Annotated in this window: 15 protein-coding genes; 11 read left to right on the top strand and 4 right to left on the bottom strand. The window is 62.0% G+C overall.

Going from position 1 to position 16212, the window contains the following annotated elements:
• Positions 1 to 1602: phosphotransferase (locus WBR57_RS00090; protein ID WP_424080996.1), on the bottom strand; the 1602-nt coding region annotated here is incomplete at its 3' end.
• 148 nt (positions 1603 to 1750) lie between these two features.
• Between WBR57_RS00090 and rfbB the strand changes: the two genes are divergently transcribed.
• The 7 genes from rfbB to WBR57_RS00055 are packed head-to-tail and all read left to right on the top strand — an operon-like array spanning position 1751 to position 8822.
• Positions 1751 to 2833: a dTDP-glucose 4,6-dehydratase gene (gene rfbB, locus WBR57_RS00085; RefSeq protein WP_424080994.1), complete on the top strand. Its 1083-nt coding sequence runs from the start codon at positions 1751 to 1753 to the stop codon at positions 2831 to 2833.
• Positions 2830 to 3705: a glucose-1-phosphate thymidylyltransferase RfbA gene (gene rfbA / locus WBR57_RS00080; RefSeq protein WP_424080992.1), complete on the top strand. Its 876-nt coding sequence runs from the start codon at positions 2830 to 2832 to the stop codon at positions 3703 to 3705. The genes rfbB and rfbA overlap by 4 nt, the downstream gene beginning before the upstream one ends.
• A complete protein-coding gene (gene rfbC, locus WBR57_RS00075; protein WP_424080990.1) occupies positions 3702 to 4247 on the top strand; it encodes a dTDP-4-dehydrorhamnose 3,5-epimerase in 546 nt (181 codons plus the stop codon). Before rfbA ends, rfbC begins: the two co-directional genes overlap by 4 nt.
• Positions 4244 to 5113 (top strand): dTDP-4-dehydrorhamnose reductase, encoded by an 870-nt coding sequence (rfbD, locus tag WBR57_RS00070; RefSeq protein WP_424080988.1) that lies wholly within the window; start codon positions 4244 to 4246, stop codon positions 5111 to 5113. Before rfbC ends, rfbD begins: the two co-directional genes overlap by 4 nt.
• 36 nt (positions 5114 to 5149) lie before the next feature.
• Entirely contained in the window at positions 5150 to 6958 is a 1809-nt protein-coding gene (locus tag WBR57_RS00065; protein WP_424080986.1) for a sensor histidine kinase, read from the top strand.
• Positions 6955 to 8340 (top strand): sigma-54-dependent transcriptional regulator, encoded by a 1386-nt coding sequence (locus WBR57_RS00060; protein ID WP_424080984.1) that lies wholly within the window; start codon positions 6955 to 6957, stop codon positions 8338 to 8340. The genes WBR57_RS00065 and WBR57_RS00060 overlap by 4 nt, the downstream gene beginning before the upstream one ends.
• Before the next feature lie 26 nt (positions 8341 to 8366).
• The gene (locus WBR57_RS00055) at positions 8367 to 8822 is read left to right on the top strand and encodes a YiiD C-terminal domain-containing protein (RefSeq protein WP_424080982.1); all 456 of its coding nucleotides are present in this window, start codon (positions 8367 to 8369) and stop codon (positions 8820 to 8822) included.
• A 69-nt stretch (positions 8823 to 8891) separates the two neighbouring features.
• Here WBR57_RS00055 and cysQ read toward each other — a convergent pair whose 3' ends face one another.
• Entirely contained in the window at positions 8892 to 9728 is an 837-nt protein-coding gene (gene cysQ, locus WBR57_RS00050) for a 3'(2'),5'-bisphosphate nucleotidase CysQ (RefSeq protein ID WP_424080980.1), read from the bottom strand.
• Positions 9725 to 10291, bottom strand: a complete 567-nt coding sequence (gene nudE / locus WBR57_RS00045; RefSeq protein WP_122537935.1) for an ADP compounds hydrolase NudE — start codon at positions 10289 to 10291, stop codon at positions 9725 to 9727. Before nudE ends, cysQ begins: the two co-directional genes overlap by 4 nt.
• 88 nt (positions 10292 to 10379) lie before the next feature.
• On the opposite strand from nudE, the gene yrfG reads away from it, so the two are divergent.
• Positions 10380 to 11045 (top strand): GMP/IMP nucleotidase, encoded by a 666-nt coding sequence (yrfG, locus tag WBR57_RS00040; RefSeq protein ID WP_424080978.1) that lies wholly within the window; start codon positions 10380 to 10382, stop codon positions 11043 to 11045.
• A gap of 44 nt (positions 11046 to 11089) precedes the next feature.
• Here yrfG and lysM read toward each other — a convergent pair whose 3' ends face one another.
• Complete coding sequence (gene lysM, locus WBR57_RS00035; RefSeq protein WP_424080977.1) at positions 11090 to 11530, bottom strand: peptidoglycan-binding protein LysM; 441 nt, start codon at positions 11528 to 11530, stop codon at positions 11090 to 11092.
• 132 nt (positions 11531 to 11662) lie between these two features.
• On the opposite strand from lysM, the gene WBR57_RS00030 reads away from it, so the two are divergent.
• The 3 genes from WBR57_RS00030 to WBR57_RS00020 all read left to right on the top strand — a co-directional run bounded on the left by WBR57_RS00030 (position 11663) and on the right by WBR57_RS00020 (position 15832).
• Entirely contained in the window at positions 11663 to 12550 is an 888-nt protein-coding gene (locus WBR57_RS00030; RefSeq protein WP_424080975.1) for a LysR family transcriptional regulator, read from the top strand.
• 97 nt (positions 12551 to 12647) lie between these two features.
• Positions 12648 to 13487 (top strand): formate dehydrogenase accessory sulfurtransferase FdhD, encoded by an 840-nt coding sequence (gene fdhD, locus WBR57_RS00025; protein ID WP_424080973.1) that lies wholly within the window; start codon positions 12648 to 12650, stop codon positions 13485 to 13487.
• Positions 13484 to 15832 carry an FdhF/YdeP family oxidoreductase gene (locus WBR57_RS00020; protein WP_424080971.1) on the top strand — a complete coding sequence of 783 codons (2349 nt, stop codon included), beginning with the start codon at positions 13484 to 13486 and terminating at the stop codon, positions 15830 to 15832. The genes fdhD and WBR57_RS00020 overlap by 4 nt, the downstream gene beginning before the upstream one ends.
• Positions 15833 to 16212: the final 380 nt, after the last annotated feature.

Below are 16212 nucleotides of genomic sequence, written 5' to 3'. Positions count from 1 at the left end.
GGCCAGCCCCAGCAGCGTGGCCGGCGAAGGGCACAGCACCTGCCATGCGTGCGCCCGGGAAGGCGTGCAGAACAGCGGCGCCGGCAGGTCAGTGCGGCACAGCTGCACGGTCAACGGACCTGCGACTTCGCCGATCACTTGGCCCTTGAGCACAGCGGCGCCAGGCTGTAACAGCGATTTGACGCCCCATAGCCGCACGTTGGCCTCGCGGCTGTGCACCCGCAGCTCGCCGTTGGTGCCCAGTCGCACGATGCCTGCAAACGGTGCTTCTACGCAGGTGCCCTGGGGCACATGCAGTTCGACGTGCAGTGGAAAGGTCTCTGGCTCATCGGCGCTGTCAGGCTGGGTCCGCGACAGGCGATATTGCCCGTAACGACTCGCCGCCAGGCCGTGCACCGCTGCCGCATCCTGCAACAAGCGCTGGTCGATGCCTGCCTGCTCCCAGTTACCCGCCTCGAAGTGCGGGCTGAGCACGCCCAGGTCGATCAACGCAAATTCACGCCCCACCAACCCCGGTAACAGAGGCGCGAAGCCTTGGCTTTCAATCGGTGCCGGAACCTGCCCGACACGGCTCAGGATCGCCGCTTCCATCAGTTCAAATGGTACCGAGGTCGCCACGTGGAAAATCTCCCACTCGTGCTCGGCATTTTTCAACAGGTAGCGGTTATGCGGGTCCAGGCGTTGCTGTTGTTCGCTGCTCAATACCAGTACCGCCGCACGCGCGACGATCAGCGGCCACAGCGCCTGCAACTCTTGGTGCTGTAACGGCGTGACGGCATGACACGCCTGGATCGCCGGCAGGATGACAAAAGGGTCGCCCTCGGCATGGTGCAGCAGGGCTGCGCAGGTCACCGAGAGGTCGGCAATGCGCCAGGTGTGTACCAAATCGCCGAAGTCAATCACGCCTTGCAACTGCCAGTGGCGCTGGGCATCACGCTGCCACACGACATTGTCATCGGTGATGTCCATGTGCACCGCCTGCCACGGCAATTGATCGGCCAGGGGGAGCACGCGCTCTTCAACGGCTGCGGCCACCTGCTCCAGTGCTTCGCGGTGCGGCAGATTTTCCAGGGTGGCCAGTAAATGGGTGATCAATTCCCGAGCGTGGCGCGGGTCCCATTGCAGGGTGCGCTCCAGGCCTGGATGTTCAAACGCAGCCAATGCCTGGCTCATCCGACCGCACAGGTCGCCGAACCCTGCGATCACAGCGCGCCCAAGGTGAGGCCGGTGAGTCAGCGGCTGGCCGTCGATATAGTCCAGCACGCGCACATGCAGGGTTTGCCCGTCGAGGCTCAGGGTCAGCAGCTCTTCGCCGTTCAAGGCCTGGATGACCTTGGGCACATGCACGCCGGCCTGCGCCTGCAGGTCATTCAGGGCCGCGTGCTGGGCCTGCAGTTCCACCGCCGCATAGTCGCCTCGGCAGATTTTCAGAACAAATCGGCCGCGTGCACTGTCGACCTTGTAGTTGAGGTCTTGCTGGCTGCCCAGTGACTGCAAAGTGCCCGTCAGGCCGTAATGCTGCTCGAGCAATTGCGCCGCCTGATCGGGGCTGACTTGCGGGCAAGGTAGACTGGCGCGGTGGATCAGCGTGGCGAGCAGCATGGGGTGGCCTCGGTTTTTTTTCAGGGGTGTATATCGCCATTGTTCAGGGGGCTTACGCAACCCCCTGATACAGACCGCCCTGCCCTGCATCACAACACAGGCTATGCTCCATTCGCTAAACGTACGTCTTAAGGAAAAGGGCCCCGACATGCGCATTCTCATAACCGGTGGTGCCGGTTTTATCGGTTCTGCTTTGGTACGTCACCTGATCCAGCATACCGAGCACGAAGTGCTCAACCTGGACAAACTCACCTACGCCGGCAACCTGGAGTCGCTGGCCAGCATCGCGTCCAACAGCCGCTACGAGTTCGTGCAGGCCGACATCATCGACCAGGCCACCGTCAGCGCAGTGCTCGCACGGTTCGAGCCCGAGGCGATCATGCACCTGGCTGCCGAGTCGCATGTCGACCGTTCGATTGACGGCCCATCAGACTTTATCCAGACCAATATCGTCGGCACCTACAGTTTGCTGGAAGCTGCTCGTGGCTACTGGCAAACGCTCGCCGGGCCGGCCAAAAGCGCATTCCGCTTCCATCATATTTCCACCGACGAGGTGTACGGCGACCTGCACGGCGTGGACGATTTGTTCACCGAAACCACGCCCTACGCGCCCAGCTCACCCTACTCCGCCAGCAAGGCTGCCTCGGACCACTTGGTGCGCGCCTGGCAACGCACCTATGGCTTGCCGGTGCTGCTGACCAATTGCTCGAACAACTACGGGCCGTACCACTTTCCCGAAAAGCTGATCCCGCTCGTGATCCTTAACGCGCTCGCGGGCAAGCCATTGCCGGTCTATGGTGATGGTTTGCAGGTTCGCGACTGGCTGTTCGTTGAGGACCATGCGCGCGCATTGCTCAAGGTGGTAACCGAAGGCGTGGTCGGCGAGACCTACAATATCGGCGGGCATAACGAGCAGAAAAATATCGACGTGGTACGCAGTATCTGCAACCTGCTGGAAGAGCTGGCCCCACAGCACCCGGCCGGAGTGGAGCAATACACTGACCTGATCACCTTCGTTAAAGATCGCCCGGGCCACGATCAACGCTACGCCATCGACGCCGGCAAGATCGAGCGCGAATTGGGCTGGGTGCCCTTGGAAACCTTTGAAACCGGCCTGCGCAAAACCGTGCAGTGGTATCTCGATAACCTGGAATGGTGCCGCAGGGTCCAGGACGGCAGTTACCAGGGCCAACGATTGGGCAACACCGACATGAGGGATCTGATCGCATGATGAAAGGAATCGTATTGGCCGGTGGCTCCGGCACGCGTCTGCACCCCATCACGCTGGGCGTGTCCAAACAACTGTTACCCGTGTATGACAAGCCGATGATCTATTACCCGATCTCGGTGCTGATGCTGGCGGGCATCAAGGAAATCCTGGTGATCTCCACCCCGGCGGACCTACCCCAATACCGCAACCTGCTGGGCGACGGCAGCCAATTCGGCGTGCGGTTCAGCTACGCCGAACAGCCGAAACCGGACGGCCTGGCGCAAGCCTTTCTGATCGGCGAGCAGTTCATTGGCAACGACCCGGTGTGCTTGATCCTGGGCGATAACATTTTCCACGGCCAGCGCTTCAGCGAACAGTTGCACGCCGCGGTAAAACGCGACAAAGGCGCGACAGTGTTCGGCTACTGGGTCAAGGACCCCGAGCGTTTCGGGGTGATCGACTTCGACAGCGAAGGCCGCGCCCTGTCCATCGAAGAAAAACCGGCAGTGCCCAAATCCAGCTATGCCGTCACCGGCCTGTATTTTTACGATAACGATGTGATCAACATCGCCAAAGCGGTGAAGCCTTCCGCACGTGGCGAATTGGAAATCACCGACGTCAACAACGCCTACCTGCACCGGGGAGACCTGCAGGTAGAACGCTTCGGTCGAGGCTTCGCCTGGCTCGATACCGGCACCCACGACAGCCTGCTGGACGCCTCGCAGTATGTGCAGACCATCGAGCGCCGCCAGGGCTTGAAAGTCGCGTGTCTCGAAGAGATTGCCTACGGCAATGACTGGATCGACCGCGACCAATTGCTCGAACGTGCGAAGTACTTCGGCAAGACCGGCTATGGCCAATACCTGTACTCACTGGCCGGAGACAACCAGTGAACATCATTGAAACCGCATTGCCCGGCGTGCTGATCATCGAACCTAAAGTGTTCGGTGATGAGCGTGGTTTTTTCTATGAAAGCTTCAACGCCCGGGCCTTCGCAGAGGCCACTGGGCTCAAGCGCAATTTCGTCCAGGACAACCATTCACGCTCGCAAAAAGGTGTGCTGCGCGGCCTGCATTATCAGCTCGAACATACCCAGGGCAAACTGGTGCGCGTCACGGCTGGCGAGGTCTTGGACGTGGCGGTAGACATTCGCCGCAGCTCACCGAACTTCGGGCAGTGGACGGGCGTGCGTTTATCGGCCCAGAACCACCGCCAACTGTGGGTGCCGGAAGGATTCGCGCATGGGTTCGTGGTACTGAGCGACTATGCCGAGTTCTTGTACAAGACCACCGATTACTACCAGCCAAACGCCGAGCGCTGCATCCTGTGGAGTGATCCCACGCTGGCCATTGACTGGGAACTGAACGAGGCGCCACAGCTTTCGACCAAGGATCAGGCTGGCAAGCGGTTGATGGAAGCCGACCTTTTCCCATGAAAATCCTCATCACCGGCCAACACGGCCAAGTCGCCCGCGAGCTGCAACAGCAGCTCCATGAGCTGGGCCAGCTCATCGTACTCGGCCGCGACCAGCTCGACCTGGCCAACCCGGACCAGATCCGCCAACAAGTCCGTGCCCATCGCCCCGACCTGATCATCAACGCTGCGGCCCACACCGCCGTCGACCAGGCCGAAAGCGAACCGGACGCGGCCTTCGCCATCAACGCCATCGCTCCCGGCATCCTCGCGGAGGAAGCCAAAGCCCTGGGCATTCCGCTGATCCACTACTCCACCGACTACGTGTTCGACGGCAACAAACCCGCGCCCTACACCGAAGCCGACACGCCGAACCCGTTGGGCGTCTATGGCCAAAGCAAGCTGGCCGGTGAGGAGGCGATTGCGGCCGTCGGCGGCGAATATCTGATCCTGCGCACCAGCTGGGTCTACTCCAGCCACGGCAAGAATTTCCTGCTGACCATGCAGCGCCTGCTGCAAGAAAAGCCGCAGATGCGCATCGTCGCCGACCAGATCGGTGCGCCGACCTGGGCCGGGACCCTCGCGAGCATCACGCGCGCCTTGATCGAACGTTGGCATGCGGGCAAGGCCGGGGCATGGGGTGTCTATCACCTGACCGCCCAAGGGCAAACCTCATGGTTCGGCTTTGCCGAGGCGATCGCCGGGCATCTGCGCGCTCAAGGCAAACCCTGCGCCGAGCTGGAGGCGATCCCTTCCAGCGCTTACCCGACGCCGGCCAAGCGCCCGCTGAACTCACGCCTGGACTGCAGCCGCCTGCAGCAACAGTGGCAGGTCAGCCTGCCGCAGTGGCCAGACGCATTGCGCGAGTGTCTTGCGAAGCAGCACTAGGCATAATGCGCCTGTACCCACAGGCGCCCGACTCCCATGACTCCTCCCCTTCCGCGAAGACCCCGCTGGCGCAGCCTCGCCCTGTTGGCGTTGTGCCTGGCACCGCTGCTGTGGCCGCTGGAGCACCTGGCCGAGCGCTATTACCGCAGCGAGCTGGCCGGGCAGAACCGCCAGACCCTCGACCTGTACGTCGCCAACCTGCTGGGCACGCTGCACCGCTATGAGGTGTTGCCGCAGATCCTCGGCGACTTGCCGGCCCTGCGTACCGCCCTGGATGCGCCCCAGGTCAGCACCAATCTGACCAACGCCAACCTGCTGCTCAAGGACGTCGCCGCCCAGGCCGGGGTGGAAGTGATGTACCTGATGGACACCACCGGCAAGACCCTCGCCGCCTCCAATTGGGACAAACAGGACAGCTTTGTCGGCCGCAATTTCTCGTTCCGCCCGTATTTTAGCGAGGCCATGGCCGGCCGCCTGGGGCGGTTCTTCGGCCTGGGCACCACCTCGGCCAAGCGCGGCTACTTCTTCGCTGCCGCCGTGCGTGATGGCGATAAAATCATCGGCGTACTGGTGGTCAAGGTTGACCTGGACCACACCGAAAGCCTGTGGGGCAATACCCCGGAACAACTGCTGGTGACCGACCACAATGGCGTGGTGATCCTGACGTCGCGCCCGCAATGGCGCTTCCGCGCCACGCGGCCGCTGACCGCCGAAGAACGCCAGGCGATCATTGCGATCCAACCCTACCCGACGCGCGATCCACAGCCGCTGGCCCTGAGCCCCACGGCGTGGCTGCGCCAGTCCACCGCCATCGCCGAGACCGGCTGGAACGTGGAAATCCTCGCGCCACGCTCGCTGATCAACCGCCCGGTACGCACGGTGGTCGCCGTCGGCGGCGCGACGTTGCTGGTGTTGATGCTGTTGCTGGGGTTGATGATGCAACGCCGTCGACATTATCTGGAGCGCATCGCCTTTGAAGCCAAGGCACGCCGCGAGCTGGAAATGCGCGTGGTCGAGCGGACCAGCGACCTGGAAGGCCTCAACCGCCGCCTCAAACAGGAAGTACTGGAACGCGAACACGCCCAGCAGGAGCTGGTGCGCGCCCAGGACGACCTGGTGCAAGCCGGCAAGCTGTCGGCGCTGGGCACCATGTCGGCGAGTATCAGCCACGAACTCAACCAGCCCCTGGCTGCGATTCGCAGCTATGCGGAAAACGCCGAGATCCTGCTCGACCACGAACGCACCGGCGATGCGCGGGGCAATCTCAAGCTGATCAGCGAATTGACCGGGCGCATGGCCTCGATCATCGCGCACTTGCGCGCCTTCGCCCGCCGCGACCGCCATGCCCCGGAAAGCGTGGCCCTGCAACCGGCGCTGGATGATGCGCTGGCCTTGTTGGCCAAGCGGCGGCGCTCGATGGAGGTCGAGCTGATCCGTGACTTGCCCGAAGCAACCCTGTGGGTCCAGGCTGGCGAAACCCGCCTGCGCCAGGTGCTGGGCAACCTGCTGGCCAACGCCCTTGATGCACTGACCGAGAAAGGCCCGCCGCGCAAACTCTGGCTGAGTGCCCAAACTACCGATCAGGGCGTCAACCTGTACATTCGCGACAACGGCCCGGGGTTTTGCATGGAGGCCCTGGGCCGCGCCAGCGAGCCGTTCTACACCACCAAGACCCGCACCCAGGGCCTGGGGTTGGGCCTGGCGATTTGTGACACCCTGATGCGTGCCTTTGGCGGCGAACTGCTGTTCGCCAACCACAAGGAAGGCGGCGCGCTGTTAACCTTGAAATTGCGCGCCGGCTCGCCGGGCGTCAGTCTGCAACCGTCCGAGGACCGCAGTGTATGAGTATCGATAACCAGATTCAGGTGGTGTTGATCGACGACGATCCACACCTGCGTCAGGCCCTGTGCCAGACCCTGGACCTGGCCGGGCTGAAAGTCCTGACCCTGGGCGAAGCCACCGGCCTCACCGCGCGCCTGTCCCGCGACTGGCCGGGCGTGGTGGTCAGCGATATTCGCATGCCAGGCATGGACGGCCTGGAGTTGCTTGCCGAACTGCACGGCCAGGATCCGGAGCTGCCGGTGCTGCTGATTACCGGCCACGGCGACGTGCCGCTGGCGGTGCAGGCCATGCGCGCCGGCGCCTATGACTTCCTCGAAAAACCCTTTGCCAGCGACGCCTTGCTCGACAGCGTGCGCCGCGCCCTGGCCTTGCGCCGCCTGGTGTTGGACAACCGCAGCCTGCGCCTGGCCCTGAGTGATCGCCAACAACTGAGCACGCGCCTGGTCGGGCATTCGCCACAAATGCTGCGCCTGCGTGAACAGATCGGTGCATTGGCGGCGACCAAGGCCGATGTGCTGATTCTCGGTGAAACCGGCGCCGGTAAAGAAGTGGTCGCGCGTGCGCTGCATGACCTGTCGAGCCGGCGCAGCGGGCCGTTCGTGGCGATCAACGCCGGCGCGCTGGCCGAGTCGGTGGTTGAAAGCGAGCTGTTCGGCCATGAACCCGGCGCCTTTACCGGCGCGCAGAAGCGGCGTATCGGCAAGTTCGAATTCGCCAACGGCGGCACGCTGTTCCTCGATGAAATCGAAAGCATGAGCCTCGACGTACAGGTCAAGCTGCTGCGCCTGTTGCAGGAGCGTGTGGTCGAACGCCTGGGGGGTAACCAGCTGATCCCGCTGGATATCCGCATCATCGCCGCCACCAAGGAAGACCTGCGCCAGTCCGCCGACCAGGGCCGCTTCCGCGCCGACTTGTATTACCGCCTCAATGTCGCGCCGCTGCGCATTCCACCGCTGCGCGAACGCGGCGAGGATGCGCTGATGTTGTTCCAGCACTTTGCCGATGAAGCCAGCAGCCGCCACGGCCTGCCACTGCACGAACTGCAACCGGGGCAACGCGCGCTGCTGCTGCGCCACAGTTGGCCGGGCAATGTGCGGGAGCTGCAAAACGCCGCCGAGCGCTTTGCCCTGGGCCTGGAGCTGGCGCTGGACAACACCCAGGACAACCCGGCCGCAGGCGTGCTGACCTCCACCCCCGGAGGCTTGAGCGAACAAGTCGAACAGTTCGAAAAAAGCCTGATCGCCGCCGAACTCACCCGCCCCCACAGCTCGGTGCGCAGCCTGGCTGAAGCCCTGGGCGTACCGCGCAAGACCCTGCACGACAAGCTGCGCAAGCACGGCCTGAACTTCGCCGACAGCGGCAACCACAGCACCGACGACGAATGACCCCGCCCATCCACCAAGAGGCCGCCATGAGCCGCGACAGCCGTTACCTGGAATCCATCCTGCACCTCGACATCCCCCTCACCCGGGAAATGGGCCTCAAGGTGCTCGGCTGGCAACACGGCCAACTGCAGCTGCACTTGCCGCTGCAAGCCAATATCAACCACAAGAGCACCATGTTTGGCGGCAGCCTCTACTGCGGCGCGGTGCTGGCGGGCTGGGGTTGGCTGCATTTGCGGCTGCGCGAGGAAGGGATCGAGGACGGGCATATCGTGATTCAGGAAGGGCAGATCAGTTATCCGCTGCCGGTGACACGGGATGCGACGGCGGTGTGTCCGGCGCCGGATGAAAAAGTCTGGAAGCGCTTTTTAGCTACATACAAGCGTTATGGGCGGGCGCGGTTGGCGCTGGAGACGTGGATTGTGAATGAGGGCAGTGAGGAGCGGGCGGTGGCGTTTACCGGGCAATACGTCCTGCACCGCTAGCCGTTACAACACAAGACAAATGTGGGAGGGGGGGGCAAGCCCCCTCCCACATTTGAATCTGCTGAAGCCTTAGGATCTGGCTAACGTCAGCAAACGTTCACGCCACGCAGCCTTGGCCGGCAGCGCCAGGAAAAATGGATTCAACAGCGATTCCCGCGCCGGATAGCTGAACGGTTCGCCACTCAACTCCAACACTTCGCCACCCGCGCCCTCCAGCACACCCTGAGCTGCGGCGGTGTCCCATTGCGACGTCGGCGCCAAGCGTGGGTAACAATCCGCACTGCCCTCGGCCAACAGGCAGAATTTCAACGAACTGCCGATGTTCGCCAGCTTCAATGCGCCCAAGCCCTCGCTCAAACCGTCCAGCAAACGCTCCTGCTCAGGGCTGCTATGCCGCCGGCTCGCCACGACGGTAAACGACTCACCCAGCGCTGGCGCCTCGCGCACCTGGATCTGCTTGGGCGCTTCGTTCACGTCCGAACGCCATGCGCCAAGGCCGGCGCCGCCAAAGTAGCAACGGCCGCTGGTGGGCATGGACACCACGCCAAACACCACGCGGCCCTGTTCGATCAAGGCCACGTTGACGGTAAATTCTTCACTGCCGGCAATAAATTCCTTGGTGCCGTCCAGCGGGTCCACCAGCCACCAGCGCTGCCAACCGGCGCGCACACTCTGGTCGATATCGGCGTCTTCTTCGGACAACACTGGAATGCTCGGGTCCAGCGCGGTCAGGCCGGCGAGAATCAAGTGGTGAGCAGCCAGGTCCGCCGCCGTAACCGGCGAATCATCAGCCTTGGACGTCACCGCCACATCCGCTCGCCAATACGGCAGGATCACCTCACCCGCCTGGCGAGCCAGCTCAATGACTGGGGCGATAAACGGGTGGCCTAAAAACAGTTCGCTCATGCAGTAAACGCTCCACGCTGAATCAACAAATCTCGCACCAGGTACAGCGCGGCCAGGGCGCGGCCTTCGCTGAATTGCTCGTTTTGCGCCAGTTGCGACAACTCACGCAAGTTGACCCGGTCCACACGCATAGGTTCGGGCTCATCGCCTTCCAGGCGCTCTTCATACAGATCGGTAGCCAGCACCACCTGGATTTTCTGGCTCATGTAACCGGGAGACAGCGACAACTCGGTGAGGTGCTCCAGCTGGCGTGCGCCGTAGCCTGCTTCTTCCTTGAGCTCGCGGTTCGCCGCGGCCAGTACATCCTCTCCGGGCTCGATCAAGCCTTTGGGCAAGGACACTTCATATTCGTCGGTACCGCCGCAGTATTCTTCCACCAGCAACGCGTGATCTTCGTCGATCATCGCCACGATCATCACCGCGCCGTAGCCGGCACCGCGGCCTACCAGGCGCTCGTAGGTCCGTTCTACGCCATTGGAAAAGCGCAATTGCACTTCCTCCACGCGGAACAAACGGCTACTGGCGACTATTTCGCGGGCGAGGACGGTGGGTTTCTGGCGCATAAACGGCTCCTTGGCGTGATCGGGTTACTATACCGTGGCTTTTCCGATTGTCTGTGTCGGATATCTTTACTTACATGAGACCGCCCCAATGCCCTCGTTGCCCTGGCACGCCATCGACACCGTCCTGCTGGACATGGACGGCACCCTGCTTGACCTGCACTTCGACAACCATTTCTGGATGGAACACCTGCCGCAGCGCTATGCCGAGCTGCACGGGGTCAGCCGCGCGATGGCCGAGATGGAATTGCAGCCGCTGTTCGAGCGTAATGCAGGGCAATTACAGTGGTATTGCCTGGATTTCTGGAGCACCGAGCTGAAGATTCCGGTGCGCGAGCTCAAGCTCGAAACCGCCCACCTGATCGCCCTGCGCCCGGATGCCGATACCTTCCTGGCGGCGATCAAACAGGCCGGCAAGCGGGTGATACTGATCACCAATGCGCATCGCGATTCGCTGTCGTTGAAGTTGGAACGCATTGAACTGGCGCCGTATTTCGAGCGATTGATCAGTTCCCACGACTACGGCTTCGCCAAGGAAAACCCACAGTTCTGGGATGCCTTGCAAGCCGATATCGCCTTCGACCCGGCCCGCAGCCTGTTTATCGACGACACCTTGCCGATCCTGCGCAGTGCCCGCGAATTTGGCGTGGGGCATTTGCTGGCGGTGAAAGAGCCGGACAGTAAGAAGGGCCCCAAGGACACGGGTGAGTTTGCGGCGGTGGGGGATTATCGGGATCTCATTGTCGGACTCGAATAAAAGGCGGGAGGGAGCCTGCTCCCTCCCGCCTTTCGGCCCAGGTATTACTCAGGAATACGCAGTGTCTGGCCTGGATAAATTTTGTTCACATCCTTGAGCTGCGGCTTATTCGCCTCAAAGATCTTGTTGTACTGGTTGGCATTGCCATACACCGCCAGGGAAATAGCGCTGAGCGTGTCGCCCTTTTTGACCACCACGAAACGGGCGGCGGCAACTACCGGGCCGGATACAGTGATCTGGTCATCAACGCTCGCAACACCTTCAATGTTGCCGACCGCCAAAAGGATTTTCTCTTTCTCTTCCTGACTGGCGACTGTCCCCGTAAGGGTGACCTTGTCACCCTCGACGGTGGCGTGAACGTCTGGATTGCCCAGTCCGACTTTTTCGATATGTTTTTTCAGCTCTTCACTCGCGTTCGCATTCCCCGGCGTCAGCAGGTCGATCAACTTCTCGCCGGCTTCCTTAACAAAGCTAAAAATACTCATGGTGCGCTCTCCTTGGTAGTGGATGTCCAGATGCTCAAGACTAGACCAGTCCTGCCGACCTGGGTTCCGACCTGACCACAGACCCAAACGCGCTAGAATCCCCCCGCCATTGGAATAAGCCCTGGAGCGAAGATGGACATCAAACAGCTGAAATTCCTCATCGCCCTCGACGAGACGCGTCACTTCGGCCAGGCGGCGGCGCGTTGCCACATCACCCAGCCGACCCTGTCGATGCGCCTGCGTAGCCTGGAAGAAGAGTTGGACCTGCCCCTGGTAAATCGCGGCCAGCGCTTCGAAGGCTTCACAGCGCCCGGCGAACGGGTACTGGCCTGGGCACGCACGGTGCTCGCGGCGTACGACGGTCTACAGGCCGAAGCCGCTGCCTGTCGCGGCAACCTTGTGGGTACATTGCGCCTGGGGGTGGTGCCGCTGTCGAGCTTCGATCCATTGGCGTTGATGCAGCAATTACACAAAGAGCACCCAAGCCTGCGGTTTGAGCTGTCGGCGCTCAGCTCCGAACAAATCCTCGAACAGCTGGCGAGCAATCGCCTTGACCTCGGCGTGTCGTACCTCGAGCGGCTGGATAACGAACGTTTTGACTCCCTCGCCCTCGGCGAAACCCGCATGGGTCTGCTCTACGACCAGCGTTATTTCAGCTTCGGCGACACGCCGTTGAGCTGGGAGGCGCTGACCGAACTGCCACTGGGCATGCTCACCAGTGGCATGCACTTTCGCCAGTCCATCGACCATAACTTCCACAGCCGCGGCCTGAACCCGCAGCCACTGTTGCAGACGGATGCGGTGCATCAGTTGTTACAAGCTGTGCATGGCGGATTGTGTTGCGCGGTGATGCCGCTGGATGGTGGCCTCGATGCGCTGACCGAGCATTTGCGTCTGCAACCCATTGAAGACGCCCACACCTTGGCGCGCCTGGGGCTGATCATGCGGCGCAGCGCTCCACGGTCGGCACTCGCAGAAGCGTGTTTCGCGCTGTTTCAGAAATCGCAAAAAGCGTCTTGATCGACGTCATCTATCGGCAGATCAGTACTGACAATTAGACGCGACGCTTTGTCGCGCCTAGTCTAATCACTGATCAATCCGTCGGTGGTACTGCCTCATGAACGCCAAGCGCCCAGCCTGCGCGGCGCCCGCCTCTGAAACGACCGCGCCCGTTGCCAGCCAGAGCTACCAGTTTTGTAATCTCGAACACACGGAAGTCGCCAGCACAGCATTGGCGGAGGAAGTGGCGTTGGCGATTGCCTACAACGACATCAGCCAGGCCGTCATGTTGGTGACGCCGACGGACCTTGAAGACTTTATCGTCGGCTTCAGCATCGGCAGCGGCATTATCACCGACGTTAGCGACATTTATGACCTGAAGCTCAGCGGTTCGGGTTCTACCCACTATGCCCAGGTGCAGATCTCCAGCCGCGCCTTCTGGAACCTCAAGCAGCAGCGCCGCCAATTGGCAGGCACCAGTGGCTGCGGCCTGTGTGGCGTGGAAGCGGTGGAGCAGGCCTTGCCGGACCTTCAAGTGCTGCCCGGCGCGCCGTTGCCGCCGGCTGAATGGCTCGATGGCCTGCGCCAGCGCATCAGCGCGTTTCAGCCCTTGGGCCAGCACAGCGGCGCAGTGCATGCGGCGGTGTTCATGAATAAAGATGGCGAACTGTTGCTGGGCCGCGAAGACATTGGCCGGCACAACGCGCTCGACAAGTTGATCGGCGCGTTGATCCGCCAAAACATCCCGACTGACGGCGGCCTGGCGATCGTCACCAGCCGTTGCAGCCTCGAATTGATTCAAAAAGTCCTGCGTGCCGGCATCCAGACCCTGGTCAGCCTGTCGTCACCCACCGGTTTGGCGCTGCAATGGGCGCGCCGGCATAACCTCAATCTTATCCACCTGCCGCAGAAAAGCGCGCCGCGGGTCTACAGCCCTGCGATGGAGTACCAGCCATGAGCAATCACCACCAAGCCGACCAAACCCCAACCCCGCGCTACAAGCCTTATAAAGGCCCGGCGGGCGGCTGGGGCGCGCTGATCAGCGTGGCGCAGGCATGGCTGACCAGCGACAACGCGCTGAAAAATATCCGCATGATGCTCAAGACCAACCAGAACGGCGGCTTCGACTGCCCGGGTTGCGCCTGGGGTGACTCGCCGGAAAGCGGCATGGTCAAGTTCTGCGAAAACGGCGCCAAGGCAGTGAACTGGGAAGCCACCAAGCGCCGTGTCGATGCGGCATTTTTCGCCAAGCACAGCGTCACTGCATTGCTGGAGCAGAGCGACTATTGGCTGGAATACCAGGGCCGCCTGACCGAACCGGTCAGCTATGACGCCGAAACCGATCGCTACAAGCCCATCAGCTGGGAAGCGGCGTTCGCGCTGATCGGCAAGCACCTCAATGCATTGCCCAGCCCGGACATGGCCGAGTTCTACACTTCGGGCCGCGCCAGCAACGAAGCGGCTTATCTGTACCAGCTGTTTGTGCGCGCCTACGGCACCAACAACTTCCCGGATTGCTCGAACATGTGCCATGAGGCCAGCGGCGTAGCCCTGGCGCAAAGCGTGGGCGTCGGCAAAGGCACCGTGACCTTTGATGACTTCGAGCATGCCGACGCGATTTTCGTCTGGGGCCAGAACCCCGGCACCAACCACCCGCGCATGCTCGAACCGCTGCGTGAAGCGGTCAAGCGCGGTGCTCAGGTGGTGTGCATCAACCCACTCAAAGAGCGCGGCCTGGAACGCTTCCAGCACCCGCAACACCCGCTGGAAATGCTCACCAACGGCGACAAGCCGACCAACACCGCGTACTTCCGCCCGGCGCTGGGTGGCGACATGGCCATCCTGCGCGGCATGGCCAAGTTCCTGTTGTTGTGGGAGCGCCAGGCCCAGGCCGAAGGCAAGGAAGCCGTGTTCGACCACGACTTCCTCAACGAACACACGGCCAATGTGCTGGACTACTTGGGCCAGATTGACGACACGTCCTGGGATGAAATCGTCGCGCAGTCGGGCCTGAGCCTGGTCGAGATCGAGCAAGCGGCGCGCATGTACGCCAAAGGCAAGAACGTGATCATGTGCTGGGCGATGGGCATCACCCAACACCGTCACTCGGTGCCGACCATCCAGGAAATCGCCAACCTGATGCTGCTGCGCGGCAACATCGGCCGCCCAGGCGCCGGCCTGTGCCCGGTACGTGGCCACAGCAACGTGCAGGGCGACCGCACCATGGGCATCAACGAACGCCCACCAGTAGCGTTCCTTGACGCCCTGGAGCGCCGCTTCCAGTTCCAGGTGCCGCGCACCAACGGGCACAACGTGGTGGAAGCGATTCACGCCATGCTCGAAGGCCGCTCCAAGGTGTTTATCGGCCTGGGCGGCAACTTCGCCCAAGCCACCCCGGACAGCCCGCGCACCTTCGAAGCACTGCGCAATTGCGACCTGACCGTACAGATCAGCACCAAGCTCAACCGCAGCCACCTGACCCACGGTAAAGACGCGCTGATCCTGCCGTGCCTGGGCCGTACCGACATCGACATCCAGGCCGAAGGCCCGCAAGCGGTGACGGTGGAAGACTCGTTCAGCATGGTCCACGACTCCAACGGCCAGCTGCAGCCACTGTCGAAGCTGATGAAATCCGAACCGGCGATTCTCGCAGGTATCGCGGCCGCAACCCTGGGCAGCAAACCGGTGGACTGGAACTGGCTGGTGGCTGACTACAGCCGCATTCGCGACCTGATCGCCGACACCATCCCAGGTTTCAAGGATTTCAACGAGCGCCTCAAGCACCCCGGTGGTTTCTACCTGGGCAACTCCGCCGGTGCGCGCCGCTGGAATACGCCGTCGGGCCGCGCCAACTTCCGCCCGAATATCCTGCCCAAGGACCTGATCCACGAACGCACCCACGCCACCGGGCGCGTGCCGGACCTGATCATGCAGTCGATGCGCTCCCACGATCAGTACAACACCACTATTTATGGCCTGGACGACCGTTATCGCGGGGTCAAAGGCCAACGTGACGTGCTGTTCGTCAACGAAGCCGACATCATTCGCCTGGGCTTCAAGCCAGGGCAAAAGGCCGACATCGTGTCGCTGTGGGAAGACGGGCGTGAACGCCGCGTGAAGGGCTTTACCTTGCTGGCGTTTGATATTCCAGCAGGGCAGGCCGCCGCTTACTACCCGGAAGTGAACCCGCTGGTGCCGCTGGAGAGCACCGGGGATGGCAGCCACACGCCAACCTCGAAGTTCGTGGCGATTCGCCTGGAAGCGGCGAGTGACAGCGGCCTCATTATGGCGCGCTCGGCATAAAATCTTCAGGCACAAAAAAGGCCGCTTTTGCATAAAAGCGGCCGTTCCGAAGTAGTTAAAGACTCGTAAAAATCACTTAAGTTCCCCATACAAAACAGCAACTTAGCAAATTGTATACAACCTGTACCACTGGTCGGTTTTCGATTGTCAGCCCCCCGATACAACCTCAGGATCGCGCCGTCATCCTCTTGAGGTCTCTCTATGAAGTTCTCCTCGATTCTCTTGTTGTCCCTTGGCCTGGTCAGTGGCGCAGCCATGGCCGGTGGCACCACCGAAGCCGGTGTGGGCGGCGCATTGGGCGGGGTACTCGGTTCAGTTGTGGGCCAGCAGATCGGCGGTAACACCGGTTCGGCCATCGGCGCAGCCCTGGGCGGCGCAGG

It is taken from the genome of Pseudomonas sp., assembly GCF_049590575.1.
GTDB lineage: Bacteria > Pseudomonadota > Gammaproteobacteria > Pseudomonadales > Pseudomonadaceae > Aquipseudomonas.
This window is presented reverse-complemented; position numbering and strand designations above follow the sequence as displayed.

Bases quoted from the DNA above. Each gene is read 5' to 3' on its own strand.
- rfbD (WP_424080988.1), top strand. From the start codon at position 4,244: ATGAAAATCCTCATCACCGGCCAACACGGCCAAGTCGCCCGCGAGCTG.
- WBR57_RS00055 (WP_424080982.1), top strand. From the start codon at position 8,367: ATGAGCCGCGACAGCCGTTACCTGGAATCCATCCTGCACCTCGACATC.
- WBR57_RS00060 (WP_424080984.1), top strand. From the start codon at position 6,955: ATGAGTATCGATAACCAGATTCAGGTGGTGTTGATCGACGACGATCCA.
- WBR57_RS00065 (WP_424080986.1), top strand. From the start codon at position 5,150: ATGACTCCTCCCCTTCCGCGAAGACCCCGCTGGCGCAGCCTCGCCCTG.
- rfbB (WP_424080994.1), top strand. From the start codon at position 1,751: ATGCGCATTCTCATAACCGGTGGTGCCGGTTTTATCGGTTCTGCTTTG.
- nudE (WP_122537935.1), bottom strand. From the start codon at position 10,291: ATGCGCCAGAAACCCACCGTCCTCGCCCGCGAAATAGTCGCCAGTAGC.
- lysM (WP_424080977.1), bottom strand. From the start codon at position 11,530: ATGAGTATTTTTAGCTTTGTTAAGGAAGCCGGCGAGAAGTTGATCGAC.
- yrfG (WP_424080978.1), top strand. From the start codon at position 10,380: ATGCCCTCGTTGCCCTGGCACGCCATCGACACCGTCCTGCTGGACATG.
- rfbA (WP_424080992.1), top strand. From the start codon at position 2,830: ATGATGAAAGGAATCGTATTGGCCGGTGGCTCCGGCACGCGTCTGCAC.
- fdhD (WP_424080973.1), top strand. From the start codon at position 12,648: ATGAACGCCAAGCGCCCAGCCTGCGCGGCGCCCGCCTCTGAAACGACC.
- cysQ (WP_424080980.1), bottom strand. From the start codon at position 9,728: ATGAGCGAACTGTTTTTAGGCCACCCGTTTATCGCCCCAGTCATTGAG.
- WBR57_RS00020 (WP_424080971.1), top strand. From the start codon at position 13,484: ATGAGCAATCACCACCAAGCCGACCAAACCCCAACCCCGCGCTACAAG.
- WBR57_RS00030 (WP_424080975.1), top strand. From the start codon at position 11,663: ATGGACATCAAACAGCTGAAATTCCTCATCGCCCTCGACGAGACGCGT.